The following is a 25,926-nucleotide window of genomic DNA, read 5'->3' on the forward strand; positions in this document are numbered from 1 at the left end:
CGAGGCGCTGCTCGCCGTCGCCCGTCAGCTGGACAGAGGGGTGCCGGTGGATGCCGCTCCGCGCGTGGTGGAGCGGCTGTGGAACCACGGAGTGCTCGAGCGCGAGACGGGAGTATCGGCAGCCGAGGTGCGCCGCACCCGGCTGGCCCAGTCCTGTGTGCTGGTGGACGGGCTGACGCCGTGCGGTGAAGCGCTGGCTGATCTGCTGGTGCGCCACGGCGTGGGGACGGTGGTGCTGCGCGACGCCGCCCCGGTCGATCCGCCGCCGGAGGTTGGCCGACGGCACGGGGGAGGCCCGGACCGTCTGCGGGCGGAGGACCTCGCCGACGCGCTCGCCGAGACCGCCGACGGGGTGACGGTGCTGTCCTGCCCGCCGGACGGCGTGGTGCAGGCCGCGGACGTGCAGGTCCTCATCCGGGAGACCGACGCCGGCGCCCCGGGCTGGCCGAGGCGGGAGGTGCTCATCGGCGGGCTGCGGGAGTCACGCCGCGTGCTGCCCGTCCTCACCACAGCTGACGGGATGATGTTGGGCCCGGTCATCTCGGACGGCGGGCCGGCACCCTGCCCAGACTGCCTGCAGCGGCAGGGAAGCAGCCTCGGAGTCGGGGGAGCAGACGGAGGAGACGATGGTGCCCCGATGGCGTTCTTCGCCTCCGGTGCGGCGGTCTGGCCGCTGCAGGGCATGGCGGCGCATCTGCTCATCCACCAGCTGGGGGAGCTGCTCGCCGGCCCGCAGCTGCCGGCGCTGACGGATGCTGTGCTGTGGATCGACGGCGGCACCGGGGCGATCAGCGCGCGCCCCGTGCTGCCGTCGTCGGACTGCCCGTGCCGGGCTCAGTCCGAACTCTTCGGATCATCCCCGGAGTCATCCGAGCCCCCGGAGTCACCCGAGTCACCCGAGCCGCCTGGACCGCCCGAGCCGCCCGGACCGCCCGAACTGCTGGGGCCGTCGTAGCCGCCGTCGAGCAGCTTCTGCAGCTCTTCGTCGATGCGGGCGGACTCGGCGGCGCGCTCCTCCTGGCGGGCCTGGAAGCCCTGCGGGTCGTCCAGGTCCTCCTCGGTGGGCTGCACGTCCGGGTGAGCCCACACCTCGTCCCGGCCGGTCATCCCGGAGGTCTCCCGCAGGTGCGCCCACAGGGCGGCCGCATCGCGCAGGCGGCGCGGACGCAGCTCCAGGCCCACCAGCGCGGCGAAGGTGTGCTCCGCCGGGCCGCCGGTGGCCCGGCGTCGGTTCAGCGTCTCGCGCAGTGCAGGCAGCGACTCCAGGTGCTCGGCGGCCTGCGAGACGACGTCGTCCACCCAGCCCTCCACCAGGGCGAGGGTGGTCTCGATGCGCCGCAGAGCGGCGTCCTGCATCGGGGTCCGTTCCGGGGTGAACAGCCCTTCGCCGAGGACCTCCTGCATCGCCTCCGGGTTGGTCGGGTCGATCTGCGAGGCGGCCTCCTCGATGCGACCCATGTCGATGTGGATCCCGGCGGCGTACTGAGCCACCGCATTGAACAGGTCCTGCTCCAGCCACGGGCACTGGGCGAACAGCCGCATCCTTGCGGCCTCCCGCAGGGCCAGGAACAGCAGGACCTCCTGCTTGTCCACCTGGAGGCCGGCGCTGAACTCCTCCACGTTCTTCGGCAGCAGCGCCATGGTGCGCCCGGCCAGCGGCAGGCCGATGTCCGAGGCCGAATGCACCTCCTTGGCCAGGGCACCCACCGCCTGGCCGAGCTGCATGCCGAAGGCCATGCCGCCCATGGACTGGATCATGCCGCTGATCTGCTCGGCCCCGGCCCCGCCCATCATGGCCTGCATCTCCGGGGGGATCCCCGAGCCCTGCTCGTCGAGTTGGCCCTTGATGGCTCCGGAGAGCGCCTCGGCCACCGACTCGGCCACGGGTTCCGTCAGGCGGCGCCAGGAGTCGAAGGTCTCCTCCACCCACTGAGCCCGGGCCCAGGCCTGACCGATCTGGCCCACCGACTCGAAGCCGGTGGCGCCGTCGAGCCACATGTCAGCCAGGCGCAGGGCCTCGTCCACGGCGCGGCTCTGGGCCGGAGAAACGCTCGGGTCGTCGCCGGCCGCGGCCTGGCGGGCGGCCTGCTTCGCCATGGTCCAGTTGACCGGGCCCTGCCGGTCCTCCTCGGAGGAGCTCTGCATGGCGGAGAACATCGCCTGGACCTGTCCCATGATCTGCTGCATCATCTGGGGATCCATCTGCGGCAGACCCAGCTGCGACGGGTCGAAGCCTTCGGGCAGCTGGGGCCCGCCCTGGCCCGGAGTGCCGGTGAAGCCGATCGACGGGCCCTGCCCTGCAGAGCTGCCCTGCCCGGGCTCTCCGCCGAACATGCGGCGGAACATCTCCTCCATGGGGTCCTGGGGCTGGTCGCCCTCGTTCTCCTCGCGGCCCTCGTCGTCGCGGTCCTCGCCGCGGCGTCCGGAATCGTCGGCATTCATGAGCTGCTCCTGAGTGGTCGATCCGCCTGGGTCTCTGGATCTCCCAGCCTACTGCCGGGCCATGGACGGTGTCTGTGGGCGCGTGGGCCAGTTCGCGCAGGGAGGAAGCGCGCGTCCCGTGCCGGGGCGGCGCCGGCGAATCACCAGGACGACGCCGACGAGGGCACGCCGCCCGGCGGCCGTCGGCAGCTCCCGCGGCAGCGGCCGTCAGCCCAGTTCGCCGTCCTCCGCGGGTGATGAGACAATGGCCCGGATCACTATGACTGGACGATTCACTGCCTCGGGGCGGCCGGCAGAGCCCCCGCATCCGGGATACGGCACGGGCACGGAGCCGGCTCCGCAGGTGGGTGTGGCCGCATCCATCCCGCCGCCCTGGGACCCTGACGCGCCCCCAGCGGGCCCCACCCACAGCTGGACCGTGCGTCGCACTGTGCAGCTGGCCTCCGGTCTGGGAGCCGTCGTCCTCGGAGCGGCCCTCCTGGGGACCCCCGCCCCGTATCTGACCGAATCTCCCGGACCAGTGTTCGACACCATCGGGGAGCGCGGCGACGAGCCGATGATCAGCATCGACGGGGCGGAGACGCACTCCACCGAGGGGTCGCTGAACATGACCACCGTCTACGTCAACGGAGCCCCCACATCGGTGGTCTATGTGCCGCAGGTCGTCCGCGGTTGGTTCGATCCGACCGTGGACGTGCTCCCGCAGGAGCTGGTCTACCCCTCGGGCACCACCGCCGAGGAGGTCCAGCAGATGAACACCGCCGCGATGACCAGCTCCCAGGACTTGGCGACGGCGGCGGCCCTGAACGCGCTGGGCGTCGACTACGGGCAGCGGCTGCGTGTCATCGACTTCACCCCGCAGGCCGCCGACGTCGGCACCACTGAGGTGCTCGAGGTCGGCGACGAAGTGCTCGCCGCAGGAGGCGACCCGGTCTCCGGCGTCGAGGGACTTCGCGAAGCTGTGAACGACGCCGCAGGTCAGCCGGTAGAATTGACAGTGACCAGGGACGGTGAGGAGTTCGACGTCGAGGTCCCCACCTACCAGGAGGCGGATGGCGACTACTACGTCGGCATCATGCTCCAGGGCGACTTCGACTTCCCGGTGGAGGTCGAGATCACTCTGGAGGATGTCGGGGGCCCCAGCGCGGGGCTGATGTTCTCCCTAGGGATCATCGACCGTCTCACCGAGGAGTCGATGACCGGCGGCGAGGACTGGGCCGGCACCGGGACGGTGGATCCCGACGGCACTGTCGGTCCCATCGGCGGGATCGCGCAGAAGGTGGTCGGAGCGCGGGACGCCGGCGCTGACCATTTCCTGGTCCCGCGGGACAACTGCGCGGAGCTCGAGGGCCGGACGCCCCGGGGCCTGGAGCTCCACGGGGTGGACGACGTCGACCAGGCTCGGCAGATCGTGGAGGCGGTTCGGGATGACGATGACGCCTACCTCGCCTCCCTCGAGGTCTGTGGCAGCTGAGACCTCGGCACCCCGCCGCGCAGCCTGCGGCGGCCCCGACCACGACGACGACACCTGAACAACTCGACCAGACCAGCAGCAGACCAGCACAACAGCACAACGTCCCGGACGGATCGAGCACCGACGACGCCGGCCGGGACGAAGAGAGGGTAGATGTGAGTTTCTCCCAGGGATTCGGTTCGACGAACCCCTTCGGCGGCTCCGGCCTGTTCGGCTCGGGCGGCTCTGACGACGACGGCGGTTCCGGCCGAGGGGGGTCCGGCGGCGGCGGATCGCAGCGTCCGCAGCGCAGCGGTCCGCGGCGTCCGTCCGCGCTGACGCTGACGATCATCATCATCGCGGTGCTGATCGGCGCGTTCGTGATCTCCTCCGGCTTCTACGCCGAGATCATGTGGTACAACCAGGTCGGCTATTCGGAGGTCTTCTGGGTCGAGCGGCTCAGCCGGCTCGGGATCTTCCTGGCCGGGTTCCTGGTGATGGGTGCCCTGGTCTGGCTGAGCCTCTTCCTGGCCTTCCGCAGCCGGCCGCAGACCCTGGATCGACAGATGAACGAGTCGATCCAGCGCTACCAGAACACGCTGACCTCCATGCGTCGCCTGCTGATGATCGGCCTGCCGGTCCTGATGGGCTTCTTCGCCGGGACGGCGGCCTCCGGCGCCTGGGAGGAGGTGCTGCTGTTCTTCAACCAGGAGCCGTTCGGCATGACGGACCCTGAGTTCGGCCTGGACTTCGCGTTCTTCGTGTTCACGATGCCGTTCCTGGGCTTCATCAACGGCTTCCTCATCTCCGCCGTCCTGGTGGCCGGGATCGCCGGGATCATCTGCCACTACCTCTACGGCGGCATCCGGATCGAGCCCAGCGGCCGATTCGTGATCGAGAAGGCCGCCCGCTGGCACATCGCCGTGACCGCGGCGATCTTCGTGCTGCTGCAGGGCGTCAACTGGTGGCTGGACCGCTATGCGACCCTGACCAACCAGGACGGCAACTGGGCCGGCGCCCTCTACACCGACGTCCACGCCGTCATCCCGGCGCAGACCATCTTGGCCGTCGCCGCAGTCCTGGTGGCGGGGATCTTCATCGTCACCGCCGTGACCGGTCGCTGGCGCTTCAGCATCATCGGCACCGCCGTGCTGATCGTCACCGCGATCGTCGGCGGCGCGGTCTACCCCTTCCTGGTGCAGGAGTACCAGGTGCGTCCCTCGGAGCGCACCCTGGAGAGCCCGTACATCGAGCGGAACATGGAGATGACCCGCTTCGCCTACGGGTTCGATGAGATCACTCAGGACGACTACGACGCCGAGACGCGGGCTGCCGAAGGTGCGCTCGCCGAGGACGCGGCCAACACGCAGAACATCCGTCTGCTGGACCCGAACCTGGTCTCGGCCTCCTTCGGCCAGCTCCAGCAGTTCCGTCAGTACTACGCGTTCAACGACACGCTGAGCTTCGACCGCTACGAGGTCGACGGGGAGCGCGAGGACACCGTCATCGCCGCCCGCGAGGTCAACGTGGCCGACGACGCCTCCTGGGTGAACCGGCACCTGATCTTCACCCACGGCTACGGTCTGGTGGCGGCCAACGCCTCCACGGTGACCCCGGAGGGTCGCCCCGACTTCACCCTGCGAGACATCCCGACCCGCGGCCAGCTGGCCAGCGACGAGGACTACGAGCCGCGCATCTACTTCGGCGAGAACACCACCGACTTCTCCATCGTCGGTGCGCCGGAGGGTGCGGACCCCATGGAGCTGGACCGCCCCGCTTCTGGCAACTCGGATGCGGACACGGTCTACACCTTCTCCGGCGAGGGCGGCCCCTCTGTGGGCAACCTGTTCAACCGGCTGGTCTACGCGATCCAGTTCCAGTCCCCGGAGATCCTGCTCTCCGGCGACATGAACGAGGAGTCGCAGATCCTCTACGACCGGCATCCGCGTGAGCGTGTGGAGAAGGTCGCTCCGTTCCTGGAGGTGGACCAGAACATCTACCCGGCCATCGTGGACGGGCGCGTGAAGTGGATCGTGGAGGGCTACACCACCTCGGCGAACTTCCCGTACTCCATGCAGCAGCAGCTGGAGTCGGCCACCACCGACGCCCTGACGCAGGGCGGCCAGGTGCTCTCCGGCCAGGTCAACTACATGCGCAACTCGGTGAAGGCCACCGTGGACGCCTATGACGGCTCGGTGACGCTCTACGCCTGGGATGACGAGGACCCGATCCTCAAGGCCTGGGAGAACGTCTTCCCCGAGTCGCTGCAGCCGTACTCGGACATGAGCGCGGAGCTCATGGACCACGTCCGCTACCCGGAGGACATGTTCCGGGTGCAGCGTGAGCTGCTGGGCCGGTACCACGTGACCGACCCGGGTGCGTTCTATGAGAACAACGACGCCTGGTCCGTGCCGGACGACCCGACCCAGGGCGACGGAGCGGTCAAGCAGCCGCCGTACTACATGACCCTGCAGATGCCGGGTCAGGACGAGCCGAAGTTCTCCCTGACCTCCACGTTCATCCCGCAGATCACCGAGGGCGCCCAGCAGCGCAACGTGCTCTACGGCTTCCTGGCCGCCAACGGCGACGCCGGCACCGGCGAGGACGGCGTGAAGGACGAGGACTTCGGCAGCCTGCACCTGCTGGAGCTGCCCCGTGACACCGCCGTGCCGGGCCCGGGTCAGACCCAGGCGAACTTCGACTCGAACTCGGTGGTCTCCCAGGAGCTGAACCTGCTGCGTCAGGGTGCCTCCGAGGTGATCAACGGCAACATGGTCACGCTGCCGGCCGGTGAAGGCATCCTCTACGTGCAGCCGGTGTACGTGCAGTCCACCGGTGCCACCGCCTACCCGCTGCTGCGGAAGGTGCTGGTCTCCTACGGCGAGGAGGTCGGCTTCGCCGACACCCTCGGCGAGGCGCTGGACCAGGTCTTCGGCGGCGACTCCGGTGCCGCCGTGGCCGAGGGTGCCGGGGTCGAGGGGGAGGCCGTGGACGAGGACGTGGAGGCCCCGACCGGGGACGACGCCACGACCGAGGACGAGGACCTCGAGGCCCCGACCGAGGATGAGGACGCCACCACCGAGGATGACGAGCCCACGGTGGAGGACGCCCCGACCGGATCCCCGGAGGAGCAGCTGGCCGACGCCCTGGAGCGGGCCAACCAGGCCATGCAGGACTCGCAGGCGGCTCTGGAGGAGGGTGACTTCTCCGCCTACGGTGAGGCGCAGGCCGAGCTCCAGCAGGCCGTGGAGGACGCACTGGCGGCCGAGGAGGCCATCGCCGGCGACTGATCCTCACAGCTCCGGAGGCTCCGGCCTCCGGAGCTGGCCGCGGAACCCCGGAGCGGGGTTCTCCAGCTGGACCGCAGACGGCGGGGCCGGTTCCCTTCACGGGGAGCCGGCCCCGCCGTCGTCTCTGGGCTCAGTGTCAGTGCGGGTTCTCGTGACGTTGAGTTGGTCTGGAGCAGCAGCGTCGGGTCAGCTGAGCCCGCCCCAGACGGCCTCGGCTCCGCTGTGGCCGGCCAGGATGGTGAAGGTCACCGCGGCGATTCCGCCGAGGATGGTCAGGGCGCCGAACAGCAGGCGGGGGAGACGCCGGCCGCGCAGGAAGAACCACAGCAGCGAGGACAGCGCCATCGCTGAGGAGGAGAACACGGTGGGCAGCCCCCAGCGGATGTGCTCCTCGGGAGTGCCCACGTACTCGGTGAGGATCGAACCGGACTGGTCCGCGACGACGGCGGAGATCGCCCCCGCCACGGCGAGGATCACCCCCAGCGGTCCGCAGACCGCGCGCAGACGGGGCACACAGATCGCGAGGACCAGCAGCAGTGCGGCCAACGGCACCAGCACGACCACGGCATGGACGACGAGCGGGTGAAGCGGCAGATCGAAGATCACGGGAGCCTCCGGCGGCGTCACGAGGGTCACTGTCGGTGGAGGCACCGACGCTACCCGAGGCTGACCTGGGACGTCACGGTTCTGCGGCCCGGGAGACGGAGATCACAGGCCGTTCGTTCGTCTCGATTTTGCGTGTGGCTCATGCGCCGGTAAAGTAATACAAGTCAACGCGGGGTGGAGCAGTTCGGTAGCTCGCCGGGCTCATAACCCGGAGGTCGCAAGTTCAAATCTTGCCCCCGCAACGAGAAGCCGAAGGGCCCGATCGGAAGAGATTCCGGTCGGGCCCTTCGCGCATGCCCGAACGATTGACCCCGGGCCGTGGGCCGCGGAGTGCTCGCCCTCGCAACGAGCATCGTCGACAGGGTCCCGAGGCTCGCGGGCGAGCCTCGGGGAACCGGCTCACGGCCGCACCGCCGCGTAGAGCAGCATGTCCCGGCGCCTGCCGCCGATCTCCTGATGACTGCACAGCAGGCCCTCCCGCACATAGCCTGCCCGTTCCGCAGTGCGTACGGAGGCGGTGTTCCACGGTTCGATGAACAGCTCGATCCGGTGCAGGCCCTCCAGGCTCCACCCGAATCGAGTGAGGGCGTTGAGGGCGTCCGCCGCCAGGCCTCGGCCTCGGGCAGAGGGGGTGATCGCATATCCGGCGGAGGCCCGGCCCTGGTGCAGGTTCCGCAGCCATAGGCCGCAATGGCCCACCGGGGTGTCGTCGGCGTCGGTGATGGTGAAGGCGAAGCCTGTGCCCTCCGCGTGCCGGCCCTGCTGACGCCGGATCCAGGCTGTGAGTTCCTCCCCGGAGCCGTGGGCGGGCAGGGTGCCGATCAGGGGCACGTACGGGTCCTCGGACAGCTCACGGGCCATCTCGACGTCGGCGTCCTGGACCGCGCGCAGCGTCACCGCGCCGGGGTGTGGTGGGTCCTCCGGCCAGGGTGGCAGCGGGGGTCGATGCTCAGACATGATCACCCCCGAAGCCGGGGCCTCAGTAGACGCTGTTCCTGGTGGAGGAGAGGTTGATGCCCTCACCGGTCAGCTGATTCCAGCAGGACATCTGCGCGGGGAACGACGCGCAGGCGAAGAATCCGTTCTGCGCGGTCTGGCCGTACTGCAGCACCTGGGGCTCGTCCTCGGGCGCGAGCTGGTCCTCGCAGTCAGGCTCGGGGCCCACGTCCACCTGGATCCGGTACGTGGTGCCGTCCTCGCAGCCGTCCGGGGCGTCGAAGCTGTGCTCCAGCACCCGGCAGCGCAGCGAGTCGCCGATCTCGCACACGACGTTGCCGGTGGGAGAGGAGAACGAGGTCATCTCGGCGGCGTCGCCAGCGGGGAAGGCGTAGTTGAACCAGTCGATCCCCATGTCCGCGACGGCGGCGCTGAGCTCGTCGGAGGAGGCCTCCTCGCCGCCCAGCAGCAGATACACATGAGCCGCATAGGGGTCGTCACAGGCGGTGCGGAGATCCTCCAGCGTCTCCTGGACCAGCCCCTCGTCCTCCTGACTCCACTCGTCCTGCTCCTCGCCGGCCTCGGCCAGCAGCTCGAAGGACTCCGCATCGGCCCGCGGGTCCTCGCACTCGCTCTCCTCGGGAACCTCCTGGAGCGCGGCGCGCAGCTCGTCGAGGTCAGGGCCCTCCGGTTCAGGCTCCGGCTCGGGCGACGGCTCGGCCTCCTCCGGCTCGGACGCGGTGGGCTCCTGCGCCGGGGTCTGCTCGGCCACAGGTGCGCCTCGATCGCCCAGGATCATCAGCCCCAGCACGACCACCGCACCGATCGCGATCAGCGGCAGCAGCACGGCCAGGAGCACGACGGCGACCCGACGGCGGCGGTGGGGCTGGTCGTCGTCGGCCTCGGCATCTGCGGGCTCCCCCGCGGCGGCATCGGCCCCCGGCCCGGCCGCGCCGACTGCACCGACTGCACCGACTGCGCCAGCATCCTGCTGGTCCGGCTGCTGCTCCTCCGGGAGGTCGTCTCCGGGAAGCAGGAGGCCCGCGGCCGCCCCGCGCTCCTCGTCCTGAGTCTCGAACTCCGGCTCGGGCTCCGGCTCGGGCTCCGGTTCGGGCTCGGGCCACTGGTCCGGGGGCAGGAACCGCCGCATCAGGACGTCGTTGATCGCCGGATCATCCAGATCGGCCAGGGCCTCCAGCAGCTCCGGATAGGTGTTCGGATTGCCCGCGACGACAGGGCGGAGCTCCGGATGGTTCTCTGCGATCCAGTGCAGCGTGTCCCAGTCCGTGGCCGGGTCGGCGGCCATCCGTGCGACGTCGTCGTGTGCAGTCATGCGTTCCTCGGGGCGCGGCGGGCGGTGATGAAGCAGGTCCAGCGATCGGACACGAGCTTACAAGCCCGAATGGACGAGACGCACCTCACACGGCGCCGACCATGTCCACGAACAGCTGGTGGAGGCGATGATCCGGGGTGAGCTCGGGGTGGAAGCTGGTCGCCAGGACCCGACCCTCGCGGACCGCCACCGGCAGTCCGCGGGACTCCGCCAGGACCTCCACACCGTCCCCGACCTCCTCGATCACCGGAGCGCGGATGAAGACCGCCTCCAGCGGCTCGTCCAGCCCGGTGACGTCCAGCTGCTCGGTGAAGGAGTCCAGCTGGCTGCCGTAGCCGTTGCGACGGGCGACGACGTCGAGTCCACCGATCCGGGGGAAGCCGGCCAGGGCGGCAGGGTCGGAGACCTCGCGGGCCATCAGGATCAGCCCCGCGCAGGTCCCGAACAGCGCCAGCCCGTCCTGATGCGCCCGGTGGATGTGCTCCATCATCTGCACGGGGGCGGCCAGCCGCGCGATGGCCGTCGACTCCCCGCCGGGGACGACGAGGCCGTCAAGGCCGTCGAGCTCAGCCGGCCGCCGGACCGTGCGGACCTCTGCGCCGGAGGCGGTCAGAGCACGAACATGCTCGGCCACCGCCCCCTGCAGCGCGAGGACACCGATCTGCGGGCTCACCAGCCGCGCTCGGCCAGACGGTGGGGTGCGGGGACGTCGGCCACGTTCAGGCCCACCATGGCCTCGCCGAGGCCCTTGGACACCTCAGCGATCACCGCGGGGTCGTCGTAGTAGGTGGTGGCCTTGACGATGGCAGCGGCGCGGGCGGCCGGATTCCCGGACTTGAAGATCCCGGAGCCCACGAAGACGCCGTCGGCGCCCATCTGCATCATCATGGCCGCGTCGGCGGGGGTGGCCACGCCGCCGGCGACGAACATGACCACCGGCAGACGACCGTCTCGGGCCACCTGCTTGACCAGGTCGTACGGGGCCTGCAGCTCCTTGGCCGCCACGTAGAGCTCGTCCTCGGCCTTCGAGCTGAGCTCGGCGATCTCCGCCGTGATGGTGCGGATGTGCTTCATCGCCTCGGAGACGTCGCCGGTGCCGGCCTCACCCTTGGAGCGGATCATCGAGGCGCCCTCGGTGATGCGGCGCAGGGCCTCACCCAGATTGGTGGCGCCGCAGACGAACGGCACCGAGAACTTGGACTTGTCGATGTGGTGGACATAGTCGGCGGGGGAGAGCACCTCGGACTCGTCGATGTAGTCCACCTTCAGGTGCTCCAGCACCTGGGCCTCCACGAAGTGGCCGATCCGGGCCTTGGCCATCACAGGGATGGAGACGGTCTCGATGATGCCGCTGATCAGGTCCGGATCCGACATGCGAGCCACGCCTCCGGTGGCGCGGATGTCCGCGGGGACCCGCTCCAGAGCCATGACGGCCACAGCGCCGGCCTCCTCGGCGATCTTCGCCTGTTCGGGGGTCACCACATCCATGATGACGCCGCCCTTGAGCATGTGGGCCAAGCCGGTGTTGACCGTGGTCGCGCCCTGCTCGGCGGACACGGGGGACTCAGTGTTCTCAGTGGACACGGATGGACTCCTCATCGATGGATCCAGGTGACGGTTGCCAGACATCCATTGAAGCAGAGATTCCCCTGCCACAGAGACCGGGAGGGCCCCAGACGTCATCTGGGACCCTCCCGGTGTGGAGCTGGCGCGCATCAGCGCCCTGTGGCGGCTCCGAGCCCCGGAGCGGCCCGGCTCACTTCTGCTGCTCGTTGCCCTCCAGGGCGGAGTCGAGCTCGGCGAGGTCGGCCTCGGTGACACCGGTGCCGGACCCTGCTCCCAGGGCGCCCTGCTCGGCTCCGGTGCCCAGGGCGGGCGAGGTGGAGCCCGTCTTCAGCGCGGCCAACCGCGCATCGATCTCCGCCTGCTCGCCGAGGTCCTCGAGGGACTCGAACTGAGCGTCCAGGCTGGAGGCGGCCAGCTCGTTCTGGCCGCGGACCCGCGCCTCCTCGCGGCGGATCTTCTCCTCGAAGCGCCCCACCTCGGAGGTCGGGTCCATGACGTCGATGGACTTGACCGCATCGTGCACCTGCGACTGGGCATGGGCCGCCCGGGACCGGGCCACCAGCTCGTCGCGCTTGCTGATGAGCTGCTGACGCTTGGTCTTCATCTGCTCGAGGCCCTGCTTGAGCTTGTCCACGATCTCCCGCTGGGACTGGATCGTCGGCTCTGCCGTGCGGGCCGAGGACTCGGCGTCCATCTGTCGCTGGATGGCGACCTTGGCGAGGTTGTCGAACTTCTGCGCGTTGGCGTCGTCGTCGGAGGTGCGGAACTCGTCCGCCTTCCGGGAGGCGGCCAGCGCCTTCTGGCCCCAGGAGCGCGCGGTGTCGAGGTCCTCCCGGTAGTCGTCCTCCATCATCCGGAGGTTGCCGATGGTCTGGGCCACCGCCTCCTCGGCCTCAGCGATGTTGTTGGTGAAGTCCCGGACCATCTGGTCGAGCATCTTCTCGGGGTCCTCGGCACGGTCCAGCATCGCGTTGACGTTCGCGCGGATCAGCTGGGACATCCTGCCGAAGATGGACTGCTTGGACACGGTGATCACCTTTCCTGGAGATTTTCAGATCAGTCTAGTCATCGAGGATCACCCGTCACAGGGGGTGCGGGTGAACAGGTCGTCAGCACTCAGAACCACCGACGGCGCCCGTGGCGCATGCCGTAGCGCAGCATGCGGCGTCCCGCTCGGCCGGATCCGCGACGACGGCCGTAGCCGCCGCCATAGCCATACCCGGTGCCATACCCGCCGCCGTAGCCGGTGCCGTAGCCGCCGCCCCAGTGGCGTCCGTAGCCGCCGAAGCCCCCTCCGGTGTTCATGAGGTTCTCCTCGGCCCGGTCCTGTTCGGCGATCTGGGCGGCCTGCACCGCCAGCGTCTTGGCCTGGGTGGCGAAGTCCAGCGCGCGTGCGGGCTGCGTGTCGGCGAAGGCCTGAGCTTCGGACAGGCACCGCTCAGCCTCGGCCAGGCGGGTCCGTGCCGTGGTGCCCACCCGGTGGGCGCGGGAACGGAGGTAGTCCTGGGAGGACTGCACCTGGTTGCGGGCGGTCAGCAGCTCGGTCTGCAGCATCTCTCGGGCGCGTCGGTCTTGGGCCTGACGGTCCCGCACCGCGTTGAGCGGCTCATCGAGCTCCCGGTGGGCCAGCTCCAATCCCAGCAGGAGCTCCAGAGGGTCGTAGCGTTCGCCGGAGTCGATGGTCTGCCGCACGCGGGCGACGGCGGCCTCTGCGGCGGCGATCGGCCCGGCCAGCTCGGGCGCCTGCCCGGCATCACGCGTGGCGCGCGCCTGGGCGACGTCCTGTTCGGTCTGCGCCACTCCGACGTCGAGGTTCCGGCGGGCGTCCTGGAGCCGGGAGGAGGTCTGGTCGGCGGAGTCCAGCAGCGCGGCGGCCTCAGCGGCGGACCGCTCTCCGGCGTGGATGGCCACCACGGCGTCGGAGGCGCGGTGCGCCTCGGCGGCCTGCGCGGCCGTCTCGCCGTGGGACTGCGCGTCCTCCAGCAGGCCCTCGGCGCGGTCCAGGTTCTGCTGCAGGCTCTCCAACGGCTCCCCGGTGTAGCGCTTCTGGAGCTGCGGCAGCTCGGCTGCGGCGGCGTGCAGCCGGGTCCGCAGGTCGGCGAGGCGTTCATTGAGCTGCGCGGCGGCCGGGCCGGGGCTGCGTTCCAGGTCGCGGAGCCCCTCGAACTCTTGGCGGTGGGCGTCGAGGGACGCGTCCAGCTGCTCGCAGTGCTCCATGATCTGCCGGACGATCCGGCGCGCCTCGGTCTCGTCCTGCGGCGGCTGCTGGTCCAGCTGCTGCTGGAGCCGGAAGGCATCACGCAGGTGGTCCTTGGACTTCTGGATGTCCTGGCGGAAGACCTCCACGGCCTCGTCCCCGTAGGCGGCCTGGGCGAACAGGATCTCCTGGTCGGAGGAGCGCACGGCCTCGTCCGCAGCGACCAGCATGGAGCCGGCCTGCTGGCGCAGCTGCCCGTAGGGCATGGTGTCCCGAGGGTCCGGCGCGGCGGGCTGCTCGGAGCCCTGGCCCCCGGCCGCCCCCATGGCGCGGGACCCGGGAGCGGAGGAGAGCTGACGGGTCTGCTTCCTGCCGCCGGAGAGGTACATGGCGCCGAGCCCGATGAGCACGAGTACTCCCGCCCCGATGAGCAGGGGGCCGACGATGACGGCTCCCACAGTGACGGGCAGAGACGTCGCGAAGGCTTCGAGCATGGGGTCAGTCTATGAGCACCCCCGAGGTGCGTCCACGGTGGCGAGTACGTTGGCAGAGAACACGGGTCCTCCTGCATGCTTCGCACAGGGTGTGCCCGCTGAGGAGGAGCGATGAGGGTGGAGAGGCGTCACACGGAGCGCAGGAATCGCCCAGGAGGCGTTCAGGAAGTTATCGTCGAAGGTACAGGATGGGCGAGCACAATGCTTCGAGTGCGCCCCCGCGGCACCGCGCGGAGGCCGGAGATCCAGCGCTCGCTCCGGCGGGCGCCTCGTCAGGTGTGAAGGCAGGTTTCTCATGACTACAGATCCTCAGGACCGCGCGGAGTCCGCGGAGCTCGACCAGGAGTCGACGACGCCTGGCACGACGACGCCTGGCACGACGACGCCCGGCACGGGGCCCGAGCGCGGCTCTGACAGCGAGGAGCAGACTCAGCGGATCCCCGCCGCGCCGCCTGAGCCGACCCGGCCCCTCGTCCAGCATGACCGAGCCGAGCACGACCCAGCCGACATTGACCGCGTTGGAAATGACCGAGGCCAGCACGGCCCGCGTGGTGGATTCGTTCCCGAGGCTGGGTCGCCGGGCTCAGCGGCCACCGCCGAGGCGTCGTCGGCTCCCTCCGCCGCGGCGGCGCCGGCCGCCGGGGCCGCGGCCGCCGCGGGATCCGTGCCCGCGCCCGGAACGGCCGCGCCCCGCTCTCCCCAGCAGGGGTCTCCGGCATCTTCGGCGCATGGTTACGCGTCCGGCCCGGCGATGCAGCCCTATCGGCCGGCTGGCCCTGCCCAGCCCGGATTCCCGCCTCCGGCAGCGCCGTCCGCTTCGTCCTCTGCGGGGGCGGCCGCCCACCCGCACCAGGCACAGGTGGCCCCCTACGGCCAGTCCCCGCACGCTGGCCAGTCCCCGCACTCCGGCCAGCCCCCGCACTCCGGCCAGCCATGGTACGGCGGCCCCAGCGGCCCCGGTGGCAGTGGCAGCAGCGGTGGTCCAGGAGGCCCTGGCCACCACGGGGCTCCCGCTGAGCCGGAGAAGAGCCGTCGCGGAGTCGGCATGCCGCTGTTCCTGGTGGGCGTGCTGGCGGCCGGCCTGATCGGCGGGGGAGTAGGTGCGGGCGCCGTCGGACTCCTCGGCGGGGACCAGCAGGTCGACGTCGGCGGCTCCGGCATCCAGATCAACAACCCGGAGAGTGCCACGGCGGTGACCGCGGCCGCAGCCAAGGCCTCGCCGTCGGTGGTGACGCTGTCGGTGGCCGGCTCCACTGCGGCCGGCTCCGGCTCGGGCATCATCTTGGACGACGAGGGCCACATCCTCACCAACACTCACGTGGTCACCCTCGGTGGGGCCACTGCCGAGGCGGAGATCCACGTCAAGCTCTATGACGGCTCGGTGCGCACCGCTCAGGTGGTCGGCACGGACCCGCTCTCCGACCTCGCTGTGGTCCAGCTGGAGGACACCGAAGGCATCGAGCCCGCAGAGCTGGGCACCTCCTCCGACCTGAACGTGGGCGACCAGGCGATCGCCATCGGCGCACCACTGGGGCTCGACGGCACCGTGACCGACGGCATCATCTCCACCCTGGACCGGACCATCTCGGTGGCCTCCGCCGCCGTGGAGGAGGATACCCCGGACGCCCCCGAGCCCGAGGAGGAAGAGGACGGTGAGGGCTTCGAGTTCTACTTCCCCGACCTGGAGACCTCGCCGTCCCAGGGGTCCATCCACCTCAACGTGATCCAGACGGATGCCGCCATCAACCAGGGGAACTCCGGCGGCGCCCTCGTCGACTCCGAAGGACGGGTCATCGGCGTCAACGTGGCCATCGCCTCCACCGGCGGCGGGATCTCCGAGGCGGAGGCCGGCAGCATCGGCGTCGGCTTCTCCATCCCCATCGACTACGCCCAGCGTGTGGCCGAGGACATCATCGCCGACGGCGAGGCCTCCCACGGGCTGCTGGGCGTCACCGTGAACGCCGCGGGCGCCGGCGAGCAGCCGCTGGAGTCCGGCGGCAGCTTCACCACCGGTGCCTACGTGGAGGAGGTGGCTGACGGGTCCCCGGCGGCTGAGGGCGGGCTTCAGGAGGGCGACATCGTCACCCACGTGGACGACCGTCGGATCGACGACAGCCTGACCCTGACCGCCACGGTCCGCGAGTACCGGGCAGGGGAGACCGTCTCCGTGACCTATCTGCGCGACGGCGACGAGCACGAGGCCGAGGTCACCCTCGGCGGGATGTGAGGCTCCGATGACCCGTGACCGGCGCTCCACCCTGCACAGCCCGGACGCCCTGATCGACGTGCTGGGAGCCCGCCGCGTGCTGGCCTTCGGCGCCCACCCCGACGACGTCGACTTCGGCGCGGCCGCCACCGTCGCGGCGCTGGCCGCGCGTGGAGTGGACGTCACCCTCTGTCTGCTCACCGCGGGCGATGCCGGCGGCTTCGAGACCGGGCATGACCGAGTCGAGATGGCGCGTCGTCGCCAGGCCGAGCAGGAGGAGGCGGCCGCCGTCCTCGGGGTCCGCGAGGTGATCCTCCTGGACGAGAAGGACGGCTGGGTGGAGCCGACGGCTGACCTGATCCGCCAGATCGTACGGGTGATGCGGCAGGTGCGGCCCGACGTCGTGATGTCCCCGCACCCGGAGCGGGCCTGGGACAGGATGCAGAAGTCCCACCCGGACCATCTGGCCTGCGGCGAGGCGGTGGTTCGTGCCTGCTATCCGGCAGTGGAGAACCCCTTCGCGTTCCCGGAGCTGGCGGAGCAGGAGGGGTTGGAGGCCTTCAAGATCCGACACCTGATGCTCATGGCCGCCCCGGAGGAGCGGGTCAATCTGCGCGTGGAAGTCAGCGGCTACGAGGACAGGAAGCTGGAGGCGCTGCGCCAGCACTTCAGCCAGCACCCTGATCCCGCACGGATGGAGGAGTTCGTGCTCACCCGTCTGCGGCGGATCCATGCCGCCGCCGGCATCGTCGACACGTCCTCCGAGGGACCGGCAGAGGGACTGGCTGGGGGGCTGGCTGAGGACTTCCACTGGGTCGTGGTCAACGGGCCGGACACCTTCGCCGGCTTCTGAACACTGCCCGGCCCCTCCGGGAGGAGCAGTGCTCGATCGAGGAACAGTGCTCGACCGAGGATCAGGGCTCGACCAGGACGCCGTCCTCGTCGGCGTGCAGCATCGCGCCGGGACGGAACACCACACCCCCGAACTCGACCGGCACATCCTGCTCGCCGGTGCCCTCCTTCGAGGACTTGCGCGGATTCGATCCCAGCGCCTTGACACCAAGGTCCAGCTGAGCGACGGCGGTCCGGTCGCGGATGGCGCCGTTGATCACGACCCCCGCCCACCCGTGGGCGACTGCCGCCTCGGCGATCATGTCGCCCATGAGGGCGGACTCCAGGGAGCCGCCGCCGTCGACCACCAGCACCGCTCCGTCGCCCGGACTGTTCAGCGTGGTCTTGACCAGGGCGTTGTCGCGGAAGCAGCGGATGGTGCGGACCGGTCCGGCGAAGCGGGTCCGCCCGCCCAGGTCCTGCATCTGCAGGGAGACCGACTGCAGGCTCTCATCGGCGTCATAGAGATCGCAGGTGGTGAACTCAGCGGTCATCGTCGACTCCTCCTGGAGGTCATTCCTCGTCGTCTTCGTCCTCGCCGGCGGACGTGCCGCCCCCGTACTGGGGGCCTTCGGTGATGCGGTCGCGCAGCGGGATCTCCACGATCACTTCGCCGGTGGGCCTCTCTTCCCCGCGGATCTGCTCCGCGGTGACCAACAGCTGCTCATAGCCGCCGATGGCGCGCAGCGTGATGATCTCCTCCTCCAGCTCTTCGGCGCTGTAGCTTCCCAGGGAGCTGGGAGGACGTTCGTCGGAGGGCAGCAGCCAGACCTGGTAGGAGAGCCCGTCCAGGTCCGCCACATCCTGGAAGTCCACATAGCCGACGTCCTCGGAGGCTGAGAGCACCGCCTCGGCGGTCCCGCCCTCCGCGAGCTCGAGCCCGTCGAGCACCCGGGCGTCCTCGGCACCGTCGGCGGTGGCGACCACGTCCTGGCCGCCGGTGAACCGCCAGACCAGCACGACGGCCAGCAGCACCACCACCGCGAGTCCGGTGAGCACCATCCAGCGCTTCATGATCGGTTCGCGCTTGGCGGTCTCCTCCGTGTGGGTGGAGAACTCCTCCACCATGCCCATGCCGACTTCCTGATCCCCGAGGTCGAGGAGCACCTCCTCCAGCAGGTGGGCCGGAGGCACCGTCGGGTGGGCGGTGAAGATCTCCGCCAGGGTGCGGCGCGCGGCCAGCACCCTGGTGTCCCACTGCTGGGCGGTGCGTTCGTCAGCATCCAGGACGATCTCGTCCAGCAGGGAGCGTTCCCGGTCGTCGACGGCGTCGAGGGCGTAGACCTCGGCGAGCTCGACCAGCAGGTCCTTGTCCAGGTCTGCGGCGATCTCCCGGGTGAAGTTGCGGTTGACCCCGGTGCCGCGCTCCAGGTCCCGCCGGGTGACGGCGGCCCGGAGGATCGGATCGAACTCCTCGTCGCGGGCGCTGCGCTGGGTGTGCAGCCGGGTCATGCCGTCGCGCAGCCGGGACTTCACCGCGGGGATGGCGGCGCCGACGGTCTCCGCGATCTGTCGGTGGGTCAGCCCGGTGAGGTAGCTCAGCGCCAGCGCTTGGGACTGAGAGTCCGAGAGCACCTCGAAGTCGCCGAGGATCTCCTCGGGGAGCCCGGCCACGCCGCCGCCGTCGGAGATCGCCGCGAGGCTGATCGGGGCCACGGAGCCGTCCCGGAACCTGTCCACCATGATCCGGTGGGCCAGCGGCACCAGCCATTCCAACACGAGCTCGTACTCGCTGGGGCGGTAGTCGGCCTCCGCCTCGGCGTGCTCGTCGGTGAGGGTCTCGGAGGCGGCGGTCTGCAGCCGCAGGTCGCGAGCCCGCACGTCAGCCTGGTCCCACAGGTGGTGATAGACGGCCACCAAGGATGCGTCGGCGCCGGCGGCATCCTCATGCATCAGCAGCGCCAGACCGTAGACGACGTCGGCGGTGGCCTCGTAGAAGGCTGCGAAGGAGGCCTGATCCCCATGGGCGGTGGCGGTCAGCAGTTCGCCCAGCGTCGGGTCCTCGGAGAGCTGCGGCGCCGTCGTCGGCTCGGCGCTCCGGGAAGGCTCCCCGGTGTGTGCGCCGGGATCCTGCCGCGGATCGTGTCCCGGGGCGTCGTCAGGCGCGACGGACACCCCCGACGTCTCCTGGTCCTCGGGGTGAGGCTGGTCGCCGTCACGGCGCGGGGAAGCAGTCTCCATGTTCCGTGAGTCTAGCGACCGGGACCGCCCCCGCCCGGGACCGACGCTCGGAGTCGGCGGGATGTCGGCCGGCGGACCGCTGGACGGAGGTCCGGAGGAGGTCCGGAGGAGGTTCAGCGGGCGCCGTCGAAGCCGTGCTGACGCCAGGCCTCGTAGACGGCGATGGAGACCGAGTTGGCCAGGTTCAGGGAACGCCGCGAGGGCAGCATGGGGATGCGCACCTTCGCGGTGATGCGGGGGTCGTCCTTGACGTGGTCGTCCAGCCCGGTGGACTCCCGGCCGAAGAGCAGCACGTCGCCGGGTCGGTAGTCGACGGCGGTGTGCCCGGTGTCGCCGTCTCCGGTGAACGCGAAGACCCGCTCGGGGGCCAGCGCCTCCCAGGCCGCCTCCAGGCTCGGATGGACGGTCATCACCGCGAGGTCGTGATAGTCGAGTCCGGCACGGCGCAGCTTCGCATCGGCGAAGTCGAAGCCGAGAGGTTCGGCGAGGTGCAGCTGCATGCCGGTCACCGCCGCCAGGCGGATGAGGTTCCCGGTGTTCCCGGGAATCTCCGGCTGGTCCACGAGCACTCGGATCGGATTCTCCACGGCGACCATCCTACGACGCGTGCGGCGGCCCGGCGCGCCGCCCGCTACGTCTCGTCGGGGGAGGCGAGCTGGTCTCGCAGGACCCCCAGCAGATGGCGGTCCACCACATTGGCCCGCGGTGAGGTGCCGAGCTGGCCCACGATCGCTCGCGCGGCGCGTCCGGCCGCCGACGGGGCTGAAGCGCCGCCGCGGGAGGCCTCCACCACCGGGGACAGCAGGCTGCCGTCGGGGGAGTGGAGCATCACCTGGTGATCCACGGTCAGCACCACCTCGTGACCCCGTTCGTCGAGCAGCCGCTGGGTCAGCGTCTCCCGGAGCCGGCGAGCCTGAGCGCCGACATCCGGAAGGGCCAGACTGCGTCCGGCGGCGCGCAGCACCTGCCCGTCCCATGACGCGGCCGGGGTGGGCACCTCGAGCGCGAAGACCACGGTGAGCCGGTCGCCGCAGACGACCACATGCTCGGCGCGTTCGCCTCCTGAGGAGCGACGGCGCCCCCGACGATCCACCGTCGGAGCGTCGAGGTGGACGTCGTTGAACAGCCGGGCCGCCGGCAGCTCGTCGAGCACGTGGCGCTGCAGGACCTCGATCGTCCGTTCGTGTCGGCGCTGGACCCGGCTGCGCCCGAACAGCCCGTGGGACCGGAACTCGCCGTGGACGCGCTGGCTGGTCAGAGAGAGGGAGAGCGGCCGGGGATCGGAGAGCGCCGGCCGGTACTCCGGAGGCAGATGCGCAGCGCCCGAGGCGGTGCGCTGGGCCCCCCGCTCCGAACTGCCGCGGCTCCGGCCGCTGGGAGCCGACCAGGTGCCGGAGGGACCGTAGCGGACGGCGTCGACGTCGTCGGTCGACTCCCCGGTGCCGGTGCCGCCGTCGCGGCGGGTCCGGTCATAGGCGGCCCGGGACTCCGCGGAGCGCAGCACCTCCCAGGCCGCCTGGATCCGGTGGAAGTCCTCAGCGGAGCCGCCCCTGTCCGGATGGTTGTCCCGGGCCAGGCGCCGGTAGGCGATCCGGATGGTCTTCAGATCGGACTCCGGAGGCACGCCGAGCACGCCGTAGAGGTCTGCGCCGGGGACTCCGGGGGAGGACTGGTTGCTCATCGCTCCCTCACGATAGCGCCTGATCCTGCCGCCTCGCCCGTCGGCGGCCACGGATCAGCCCACCGCGGACATCGGCGGTGAGAGCCCTGCCAGCCCGGTCGCCGGGGAGCTCGTAGAATCAGGGGACGATGACGAGTCCTTCCCGGTACTTCGACCATGCCGCCACCACACCGGTCCGTGACACCGCAGTGCGCGTGCTCACCGAGATGATGCCCCGGCTGGCCAACCCGGCCTCGCTGCACGGGGCCGGACGCCGTGCCCGCCTGGAGGTCGACGAGGCCCGGGCCCGTCTCGCGACGACGCTCGGCGCCCACCCCAGCGAGGTGATCGTCACCTCCGGCGGCACCGAGGCGGACAACCTCGCGCTGAAGGGCCTCTGGTGGAGCCGCCGAGCGGAGGATCCCCGCCGTCGTCGGGTGCTGCTGCCCGGCATCGAGCACCATGCCGTGCTCGACACCGCCGAGTGGCTCGAGTCCCAGGAGGACGCCGAACTGGTCCTCCTGCCGGTGGGCGCTGACGGTGTGCTGGACCTCGAGGCCTCCTGCGCCCTGCTGGAGGAGCTGATCGCCGAGGAGCCGGAGTCCGTGGCGCTGGCGACCCTCATGTGGGCCAACAACGAGACCGGGGCCCTGCAGCCGGTGGCCCCGTTCGCCCGGGCCTGCGCCGCATACGGCATCCCGCTGCACTCGGACGCCGTCCAGGCCTTCGGCGGCGAGCCCGTCGGAGCGGAGCCGGTGGACTTCGCCGCCAGCGGCGCGGCGACGCTGGCGGTCAGCGCGCACAAGATCGGCGGCCCCGTGGGGATCGGCGCGCTGCTGGTGCGCCGGGACGTCCCCCTGACTCCGGTGCTGCACGGCGGGGGACAGGAACGGGACATCCGCTCCGGGACTCTGGATGCCGCCGGACTGTGCGCCTTCGCCGCCGTCGCCGAGGAGGTCGTCGCCCAGCGGGTGGAGGAGTCGGCCCGGATCGCCGCGCTGCGGGACACGCTGCTGGAGGCCGTGATCGACGTCGAGGGGGTGACCCTGCGCGGTCCGGACCCGCGCACCCACCCGGAGCGCCGCCTGCCGAACAACCTGCACCTGACCGTGGACGGCGCCGAAGGGGACTCGCTGCTGTTCATGCTGGACATGGCCGGCTTCGACACCGCCACCGGGTCTGCCTGCACCGCCGGTGTGCCGCGGCCCTCCCATGTGCTGCTGGCCATGGGGCTCAGCGAGGATCAGGCTCGCGGCGCCCAGCGCCTCACTCTGGGGCACACCACCACCGCCGACGACGTCGAGGCGCTCGCCGCCGCCCTGCCGAGAATCATCGCGCAGGCTCGGGCGGCAGGGATGGCCGCCGGGCGGTGACCACGTCACGGGTGATCTCGGCGTGGCCCAGGTGCTGACAGATCTCCTCGAAGACATGAAGCAGCACACCATGGCAGGTGACGGTCCACTGCTCGTCCCGGCCCGCGGGGAGGGCGGCGGGCGCCGCTGACCAGTCGGTGGCGGCGATGTCGTCGAGGAAGGCCTCCCGGGCCCGTGCGGCGAGCTCCAGCGCCTGGGCGGCCGGCATCTGCGTGGTGAACTCCCCGTCTCGGTCGCGGGGCACCGGCACGCCCAGGTTCACCGACGACGACCAGCGGCGCATGACGCCGCAGACATGGACCAGCAGCTGCACCGCCGAGTTCGTCGAGACCTCGGGGCCCGTGTGCTCGCCGAGGTCGCGGCCGGCGTCGGCCTCCTCCAGGGACCCCACCAGCGTGACGAGCTGGTCGAACTTCTGCAGGATGAAGCGCAGGAGGATCTCGTCGCGCAGATCAGTGCTGGTGGGCGTCCTCATGTCATGCCTCCATCTGGTCATGCCGTCATCTGGTCATGCCGTCATCTGGTCGGTGAGCGCCTCGGCGGCGTTCCGGGTGCGGCTGACCAGCCGCAGGGCATCGGTCTCGCTCACCGCGGCGAGCTGGTCCCGGGCCGCAGAGGCCAGGGGCGTCACGGACAGCGCCGCCAATGACGACGACGGCATCCCCAGCGCCTGCCAGGGCTCGCTCAGCCGCCGGGCCAGGACGCTGACCTGCGGCGTCTCCTGCATCGACCGGGGGACGGAGCGCAGCAGGCCGGCATGGAACCGGGTGCCCTCTTCGACGAGCCCGGCAACCCGCTCCCAGTCGCCGGTGGTGAGGGCCGGCACGGGCAGGCCGAAGCCGTCCACCCGGGTGCCGGTGGGGGCTCGGTGGTCCTCCACATGCTCCAGCAGGGGCGCCTCGCCCAGGTCCAGCAGCACCTCGTCAGCCCCGGCGGCGCGCAGCGATTCCACGACCACGCCGATCATGCGACGGGTCTCATCCCGGGGCAGGGCGCGGATGGTCCGGTAGCCGCTGACCGTGGGCACCGAGCCGGTGCGCACCCGCTGGTGGTCAGGCTCGAGGAGCACCACCCGCAGCGCGGCAGGAGCGCAGGACCGGCGCACGTGGGCCAGGTGCTCGGCGGCTCCCGCGGCCAGCGAGTCGGCCAGATCACGGCGGGCCCCGTGGTCCACCAGCAGCTTCTCCCCGCCCGGCAGCGCCAGCTGGGCGGCCAGGCTGACCGGTCCCAGCAGGTGCAGCACCAGCTCCGCGGGCTGGTCGTCGCCGCCGTCCTCCGCGCGCGCCCCTCGCACGTCGGCGAGAGTGTCGACGTCGGCGCGCAGCAGCTGCACGGCACGCCGATGGTCCGCCCCGGGCCGGTCCACCAGCCGCCAGCCGTAGGAGGTCAGCTCCGCCGGCAGCTCGGCCAGCATCGCGATCGCGCGTCCGCGCAGGGTGGCGTGGTGGCCGCGGGCGGGCAGCTCGGCCAGGGCCGGCAGGTGGCCGGAGAGCTCCTCCTCCAACCGCTGGGAGGAGACCAGGGACTGGTCGCCGGGCATCACGCCGTCGGCCGTGGCGAGCACCGCCTGTGGGCGTGTGCCCTCGGCCTGCTCAGCCTCGGGTCGGGTACGCCCGCTCATCGAACCTCACGGGAGCCGCCGGGGCGGGACGGGTCGGGGGTCGATTCGGAGGCGGAGATCGCCTGATGGTGGCGGATGACCTCCTCGATGATGAAATTGAGGAACTTCTCCGCGAACTCCGGGTCCAGCTGGGCGTCTTCGGCGAGGCGCTTGAGCCGGGCGATCTGGTTTCGCTCGCGGGCCGGATCCGCCGGGGGCAGCTGATGACGGGCCTTGAGCACCCCCACCCGCTGGGTGGCCTTGAACCGTTCGGCCAGCAGATACACGAGCGTGGCGTCGATGTTGTCGATGCTGGCGCGCATCGCCAACAGATCCTCCAGGACCTCCGGGTCCACGTGCTGGGCGGCGTCGCCGGCGCGCTGATCAGGGCTCGAAGTCATGGTTCCAGCTTACGTCGATCCGGCGGCGCCCACGGTCGGGATCTGCCCTCAGACACGCCGGAGAACCGCCTCAGGCGCCGACGGCGGGCTGGTAGTTCTTCGACCGGGCGGTGTCGATCGTCGCCTGGCCCAGCACCCGCGTGCCCTGGTACATCACGGCGGTCTGTCCCGGAGCGACGCCGCGCAGCGGCTCCTCCAGCTCGACCACCAGCCGTTCCACGCTGTTCCCGCCCGCGTCGCTGTCCAGGCCGTCGCTGTCGGGTGAGCCGACGGCGTCGTCGGCCCTCTGGACCCGCGCTCGGGCCGGGACGGGGTCAGCGTGGGCCCGGATCTGCAGATCCACCGGGAACCAGTCACCGGTCTCGGCCTCCGGCACGGCGGGGCCGGCCCAGGAGAGTCGGATGCCGGTGAGCCGGTCGATCTCCAGCAGCTCCTGGGGGCCGGCCACCACCGTGTTGTCCTTCGGCCGGATCTCCAGCACGAACCGGGGCTTGCCGTCGGGGGCGGGGCGGCCGAGCTTCAGCCCGCGCCGCTGACCCACGGTGTAGGCCTGGGAGCCCTCATGTTCGCCGATCTGCTCACCGGCCGGATCGAGGATGGGGCCGTTCTGCAGATCGATCTGCTCGGCCAGCCAGCCGCGGGTGTCGCCGTCGGGGATGAAGCAGATGTCATGGGAGTCCGGTTTCTTCGCCACGGAGAGGCCACGCTCGGCGGCCTCGGCGCGCACCAGCTCCTTCGACGGGGTGTCGCCGAGCGGGAACAGACAGTGCGCCAGCTGCTGGGTGGTCAGCACGCCCAGCACATAGGACTGGTCCTTGGTCCAGGTGGCGGCCCGGTGCAGCTCCCGGGTGCCGTCGGGGCGGTCGACGATCGAGGCGTAGTGGCCGGTGGCCACGGCGTCGAAGCCCAGCGCGATCGCCTTGTCCAGCAGCGCTTCGAACTTGATCTTCTCATTGCAACGCATGCACGGATTGGGGGTCCGACCGGCCGCGTACTCGGCGATGAAGTCGTCCACCACGTCGGTCTTGAAGCGTTCGGAGAAGTCCCAGACGTAGAACGGGATGCCGAGCTTCTCGCAGGCGCGCCACGCGTCGGAGGAGTCCTCGATCGTGCAGCAGCCGCGGGAGCCTGTGCGCAGGGTCCCTGGCATGCGGGAGAGGGCAAGATGGACGCCGACCACCTCGTGGCCGGCGTCGACGGCGCGGGCGGCCGCCACGGCCGAGTCCACGCCTCCGGACATCGCAGCAAGTACCTTCATGACGCCTTCCAGGGTCTCACAGCCGCCCGGTGCGCTCCC

At 70.9% G+C, this 25,926-nt stretch carries 21 protein-coding genes and 1 tRNA gene; 6 read left to right on the forward strand and 16 right to left on the reverse strand.

Translation table 11 applies throughout. The annotated features are described in order from the left end of the window. Positions 1 to 834 precede the first annotated feature (834 nt). Entirely contained in the window at positions 835 to 2,442 is a 1,608-nt protein-coding gene (locus Q7C18_RS00465; RefSeq protein WP_311023532.1) for a zinc-dependent metalloprotease, read from the reverse strand. Between the two features lie 259 nt (positions 2,443 to 2,701). Between Q7C18_RS00465 and Q7C18_RS00470 the strand changes: the two genes are divergently transcribed. Beyond that, positions 2,702 to 3,916 carry a S16 family serine protease gene (locus Q7C18_RS00470; protein WP_311023534.1) on the forward strand — a complete coding sequence of 405 codons (1,215 nt, stop codon included), beginning with the start codon at positions 2,702 to 2,704 and terminating at the stop codon, positions 3,914 to 3,916. A gap of 155 nt (positions 3,917 to 4,071) precedes the next feature. Next, on the forward strand, positions 4,072 to 7,185 hold the full coding sequence (locus Q7C18_RS00475) for a UPF0182 family protein (RefSeq protein WP_311023535.1): 3,114 nt from the start codon (positions 4,072 to 4,074) through the stop codon (positions 7,183 to 7,185). Between the two features lie 186 nt (positions 7,186 to 7,371). Here the strand turns inward: Q7C18_RS00475 and Q7C18_RS00480 are convergent, their stop codons facing one another. Further along, positions 7,372 to 7,812, reverse strand: a complete 441-nt coding sequence (locus Q7C18_RS00480; protein ID WP_311023537.1) for a DUF2231 domain-containing protein — start codon at positions 7,810 to 7,812, stop codon at positions 7,372 to 7,374. 147 nt (positions 7,813 to 7,959) lie between these two features. On the opposite strand from Q7C18_RS00480, the gene Q7C18_RS00485 reads away from it, so the two are divergent. Further along, positions 7,960 to 8,033: transfer RNA gene (locus Q7C18_RS00485), tRNA-Met, on the forward strand. A 157-nt stretch (positions 8,034 to 8,190) separates the two neighbouring features. On the opposite strand, the gene Q7C18_RS00490 is transcribed toward Q7C18_RS00485, so the two are convergent. From Q7C18_RS00490 to Q7C18_RS00515, 6 genes are all read right to left on the reverse strand, one after another. After that, positions 8,191 to 8,748, reverse strand: a complete 558-nt coding sequence (locus Q7C18_RS00490) for a GNAT family N-acetyltransferase (RefSeq protein ID WP_311023538.1) — start codon at positions 8,746 to 8,748, stop codon at positions 8,191 to 8,193. Between the two features lie 22 nt (positions 8,749 to 8,770). Beyond that, positions 8,771 to 10,060, reverse strand: a complete 1,290-nt coding sequence (locus tag Q7C18_RS00495) for a hypothetical protein (protein WP_311023539.1) — start codon at positions 10,058 to 10,060, stop codon at positions 8,771 to 8,773. An 85-nt stretch (positions 10,061 to 10,145) separates the two neighbouring features. Further along, the gene (gene pdxT, locus Q7C18_RS00500; RefSeq protein ID WP_311023540.1) at positions 10,146 to 10,733 is read right to left on the reverse strand and encodes a pyridoxal 5'-phosphate synthase glutaminase subunit PdxT; all 588 of its coding nucleotides are present in this window, start codon (positions 10,731 to 10,733) and stop codon (positions 10,146 to 10,148) included. Then, positions 10,730 to 11,644: a pyridoxal 5'-phosphate synthase lyase subunit PdxS gene (pdxS, locus tag Q7C18_RS00505; protein WP_396954315.1), complete on the reverse strand. Its 915-nt coding sequence runs from the start codon at positions 11,642 to 11,644 to the stop codon at positions 10,730 to 10,732. The genes pdxT and pdxS overlap by 4 nt, the downstream gene beginning before the upstream one ends. 172 nt (positions 11,645 to 11,816) lie before the next feature. After that, a complete protein-coding gene (locus Q7C18_RS00510) occupies positions 11,817 to 12,653 on the reverse strand; it encodes a PspA/IM30 family protein (protein WP_070159131.1) in 837 nt (278 codons plus the stop codon). 89 nt (positions 12,654 to 12,742) lie between these two features. Beyond that, positions 12,743 to 14,317: a hypothetical protein gene (locus Q7C18_RS00515; RefSeq protein WP_311023544.1), complete on the reverse strand. Its 1,575-nt coding sequence runs from the start codon at positions 14,315 to 14,317 to the stop codon at positions 12,743 to 12,745. 1,045 nt (positions 14,318 to 15,362) lie between these two features. Here Q7C18_RS00515 and Q7C18_RS00520 point away from each other — a divergent pair. Together Q7C18_RS00520 and Q7C18_RS00525 are read left to right on the forward strand one after the other, a co-directional pair. Beyond that, the gene (locus Q7C18_RS00520; RefSeq protein WP_311023545.1) at positions 15,363 to 16,544 is read left to right on the forward strand and encodes a trypsin-like peptidase domain-containing protein; all 1,182 of its coding nucleotides are present in this window, start codon (positions 15,363 to 15,365) and stop codon (positions 16,542 to 16,544) included. 7 nt (positions 16,545 to 16,551) lie between these two features. Beyond that, positions 16,552 to 17,376 (forward strand): PIG-L family deacetylase, encoded by an 825-nt coding sequence (locus Q7C18_RS00525; protein ID WP_311023547.1) that lies wholly within the window; start codon positions 16,552 to 16,554, stop codon positions 17,374 to 17,376. Positions 17,377 to 17,437: 61 nt separating this feature from the next. Here the strand turns inward: Q7C18_RS00525 and rraA are convergent, their stop codons facing one another. From rraA to Q7C18_RS00545, 4 genes are all read right to left on the reverse strand, one after another. Further along, the gene (gene rraA / locus Q7C18_RS00530; protein ID WP_070158831.1) at positions 17,438 to 17,908 is read right to left on the reverse strand and encodes a ribonuclease E activity regulator RraA; all 471 of its coding nucleotides are present in this window, start codon (positions 17,906 to 17,908) and stop codon (positions 17,438 to 17,440) included. A 19-nt stretch (positions 17,909 to 17,927) separates the two neighbouring features. Next, positions 17,928 to 19,595 (reverse strand): RskA family anti-sigma factor, encoded by a 1,668-nt coding sequence (locus Q7C18_RS00535; protein ID WP_139827590.1) that lies wholly within the window; start codon positions 19,593 to 19,595, stop codon positions 17,928 to 17,930. A 113-nt stretch (positions 19,596 to 19,708) separates the two neighbouring features. Further along, the gene (locus tag Q7C18_RS00540; RefSeq protein ID WP_237089938.1) at positions 19,709 to 20,182 is read right to left on the reverse strand and encodes a tRNA (cytidine(34)-2'-O)-methyltransferase; all 474 of its coding nucleotides are present in this window, start codon (positions 20,180 to 20,182) and stop codon (positions 19,709 to 19,711) included. 44 nt (positions 20,183 to 20,226) lie between these two features. Continuing rightward, positions 20,227 to 21,276: a J domain-containing protein gene (locus Q7C18_RS00545; RefSeq protein ID WP_311023550.1), complete on the reverse strand. Its 1,050-nt coding sequence runs from the start codon at positions 21,274 to 21,276 to the stop codon at positions 20,227 to 20,229. Between the two features lie 128 nt (positions 21,277 to 21,404). Between Q7C18_RS00545 and Q7C18_RS00550 the strand changes: the two genes are divergently transcribed. Beyond that, positions 21,405 to 22,628 carry a cysteine desulfurase family protein gene (locus Q7C18_RS00550; protein WP_311023552.1) on the forward strand — a complete coding sequence of 408 codons (1,224 nt, stop codon included), beginning with the start codon at positions 21,405 to 21,407 and terminating at the stop codon, positions 22,626 to 22,628. Here Q7C18_RS00550 and Q7C18_RS00555 read toward each other — a convergent pair. From Q7C18_RS00555 to mnmA, 4 genes are all read right to left on the reverse strand, one after another. After that, entirely contained in the window at positions 22,585 to 23,103 is a 519-nt protein-coding gene (locus tag Q7C18_RS00555) for a DUF664 domain-containing protein (protein WP_311023554.1), read from the reverse strand. The two genes, Q7C18_RS00550 and Q7C18_RS00555, sit on opposite strands and share 44 nt — an antisense overlap. A 33-nt stretch (positions 23,104 to 23,136) precedes the next feature. After that, entirely contained in the window at positions 23,137 to 24,249 is a 1,113-nt protein-coding gene (locus tag Q7C18_RS00560; RefSeq protein ID WP_311023555.1) for a hypothetical protein, read from the reverse strand. Beyond that, complete coding sequence (locus tag Q7C18_RS00565; RefSeq protein ID WP_070159221.1) at positions 24,246 to 24,629, reverse strand: chorismate mutase; 384 nt, start codon at positions 24,627 to 24,629, stop codon at positions 24,246 to 24,248. The genes Q7C18_RS00560 and Q7C18_RS00565 overlap by 4 nt, the downstream gene beginning before the upstream one ends. 70 nt (positions 24,630 to 24,699) lie before the next feature. Further along, entirely contained in the window at positions 24,700 to 25,887 is a 1,188-nt protein-coding gene (mnmA, locus tag Q7C18_RS00570; RefSeq protein ID WP_311023558.1) for a tRNA 2-thiouridine(34) synthase MnmA, read from the reverse strand. Positions 25,888 to 25,926: the final 39 nt, after the last annotated feature.

Origin of the sequence: Nesterenkonia sp. CL21, assembly GCF_031705515.1 — a bacterium.
GTDB lineage: Bacteria > Actinomycetota > Actinomycetes > Actinomycetales > Micrococcaceae > Nesterenkonia > Nesterenkonia aethiopica.

Excerpts from the sequence above, each read along its gene's own strand:
- Q7C18_RS00465 (WP_311023532.1), bottom strand. The coding sequence starts at position 2,442 with ATGAATGCCGACGATTCCGGACGCCGCGGCGAGGACCGCGACGACGAG.
- Q7C18_RS00545 (WP_311023550.1), bottom strand. The coding sequence starts at position 21,276 with ATGAGCAACCAGTCCTCCCCCGGAGTCCCCGGCGCAGACCTCTACGGC.
- Q7C18_RS00535 (WP_139827590.1), bottom strand. The coding sequence starts at position 19,595 with ATGGAGACTGCTTCCCCGCGCCGTGACGGCGACCAGCCTCACCCCGAG.
- Q7C18_RS00565 (WP_070159221.1), bottom strand. The coding sequence starts at position 24,629 with ATGACTTCGAGCCCTGATCAGCGCGCCGGCGACGCCGCCCAGCACGTG.
- Q7C18_RS00560 (WP_311023555.1), bottom strand. The coding sequence starts at position 24,249 with ATGAGCGGGCGTACCCGACCCGAGGCTGAGCAGGCCGAGGGCACACGC.
- Q7C18_RS00470 (WP_311023534.1), top strand. The coding sequence starts at position 2,702 with ATGACTGGACGATTCACTGCCTCGGGGCGGCCGGCAGAGCCCCCGCAT.
- Q7C18_RS00520 (WP_311023545.1), top strand. The coding sequence starts at position 15,363 with ATGCCGCTGTTCCTGGTGGGCGTGCTGGCGGCCGGCCTGATCGGCGGG.
- Q7C18_RS00495 (WP_311023539.1), bottom strand. The coding sequence starts at position 10,060 with ATGACTGCACACGACGACGTCGCACGGATGGCCGCCGACCCGGCCACG.
- Q7C18_RS00490 (WP_311023538.1), bottom strand. The coding sequence starts at position 8,748 with ATGTCTGAGCATCGACCCCCGCTGCCACCCTGGCCGGAGGACCCACCA.
- Q7C18_RS00550 (WP_311023552.1), top strand. The coding sequence starts at position 21,405 with ATGACGAGTCCTTCCCGGTACTTCGACCATGCCGCCACCACACCGGTC.
- Q7C18_RS00525 (WP_311023547.1), top strand. The coding sequence starts at position 16,552 with ATGACCCGTGACCGGCGCTCCACCCTGCACAGCCCGGACGCCCTGATC.
- Q7C18_RS00555 (WP_311023554.1), bottom strand. The coding sequence starts at position 23,103 with ATGAGGACGCCCACCAGCACTGATCTGCGCGACGAGATCCTCCTGCGC.
- rraA (WP_070158831.1), bottom strand. The coding sequence starts at position 17,908 with ATGACCGCTGAGTTCACCACCTGCGATCTCTATGACGCCGATGAGAGC.
- mnmA (WP_311023558.1), bottom strand. The coding sequence starts at position 25,887 with ATGAAGGTACTTGCTGCGATGTCCGGAGGCGTGGACTCGGCCGTGGCG.
- Q7C18_RS00515 (WP_311023544.1), bottom strand. The coding sequence starts at position 14,317 with ATGCTCGAAGCCTTCGCGACGTCTCTGCCCGTCACTGTGGGAGCCGTC.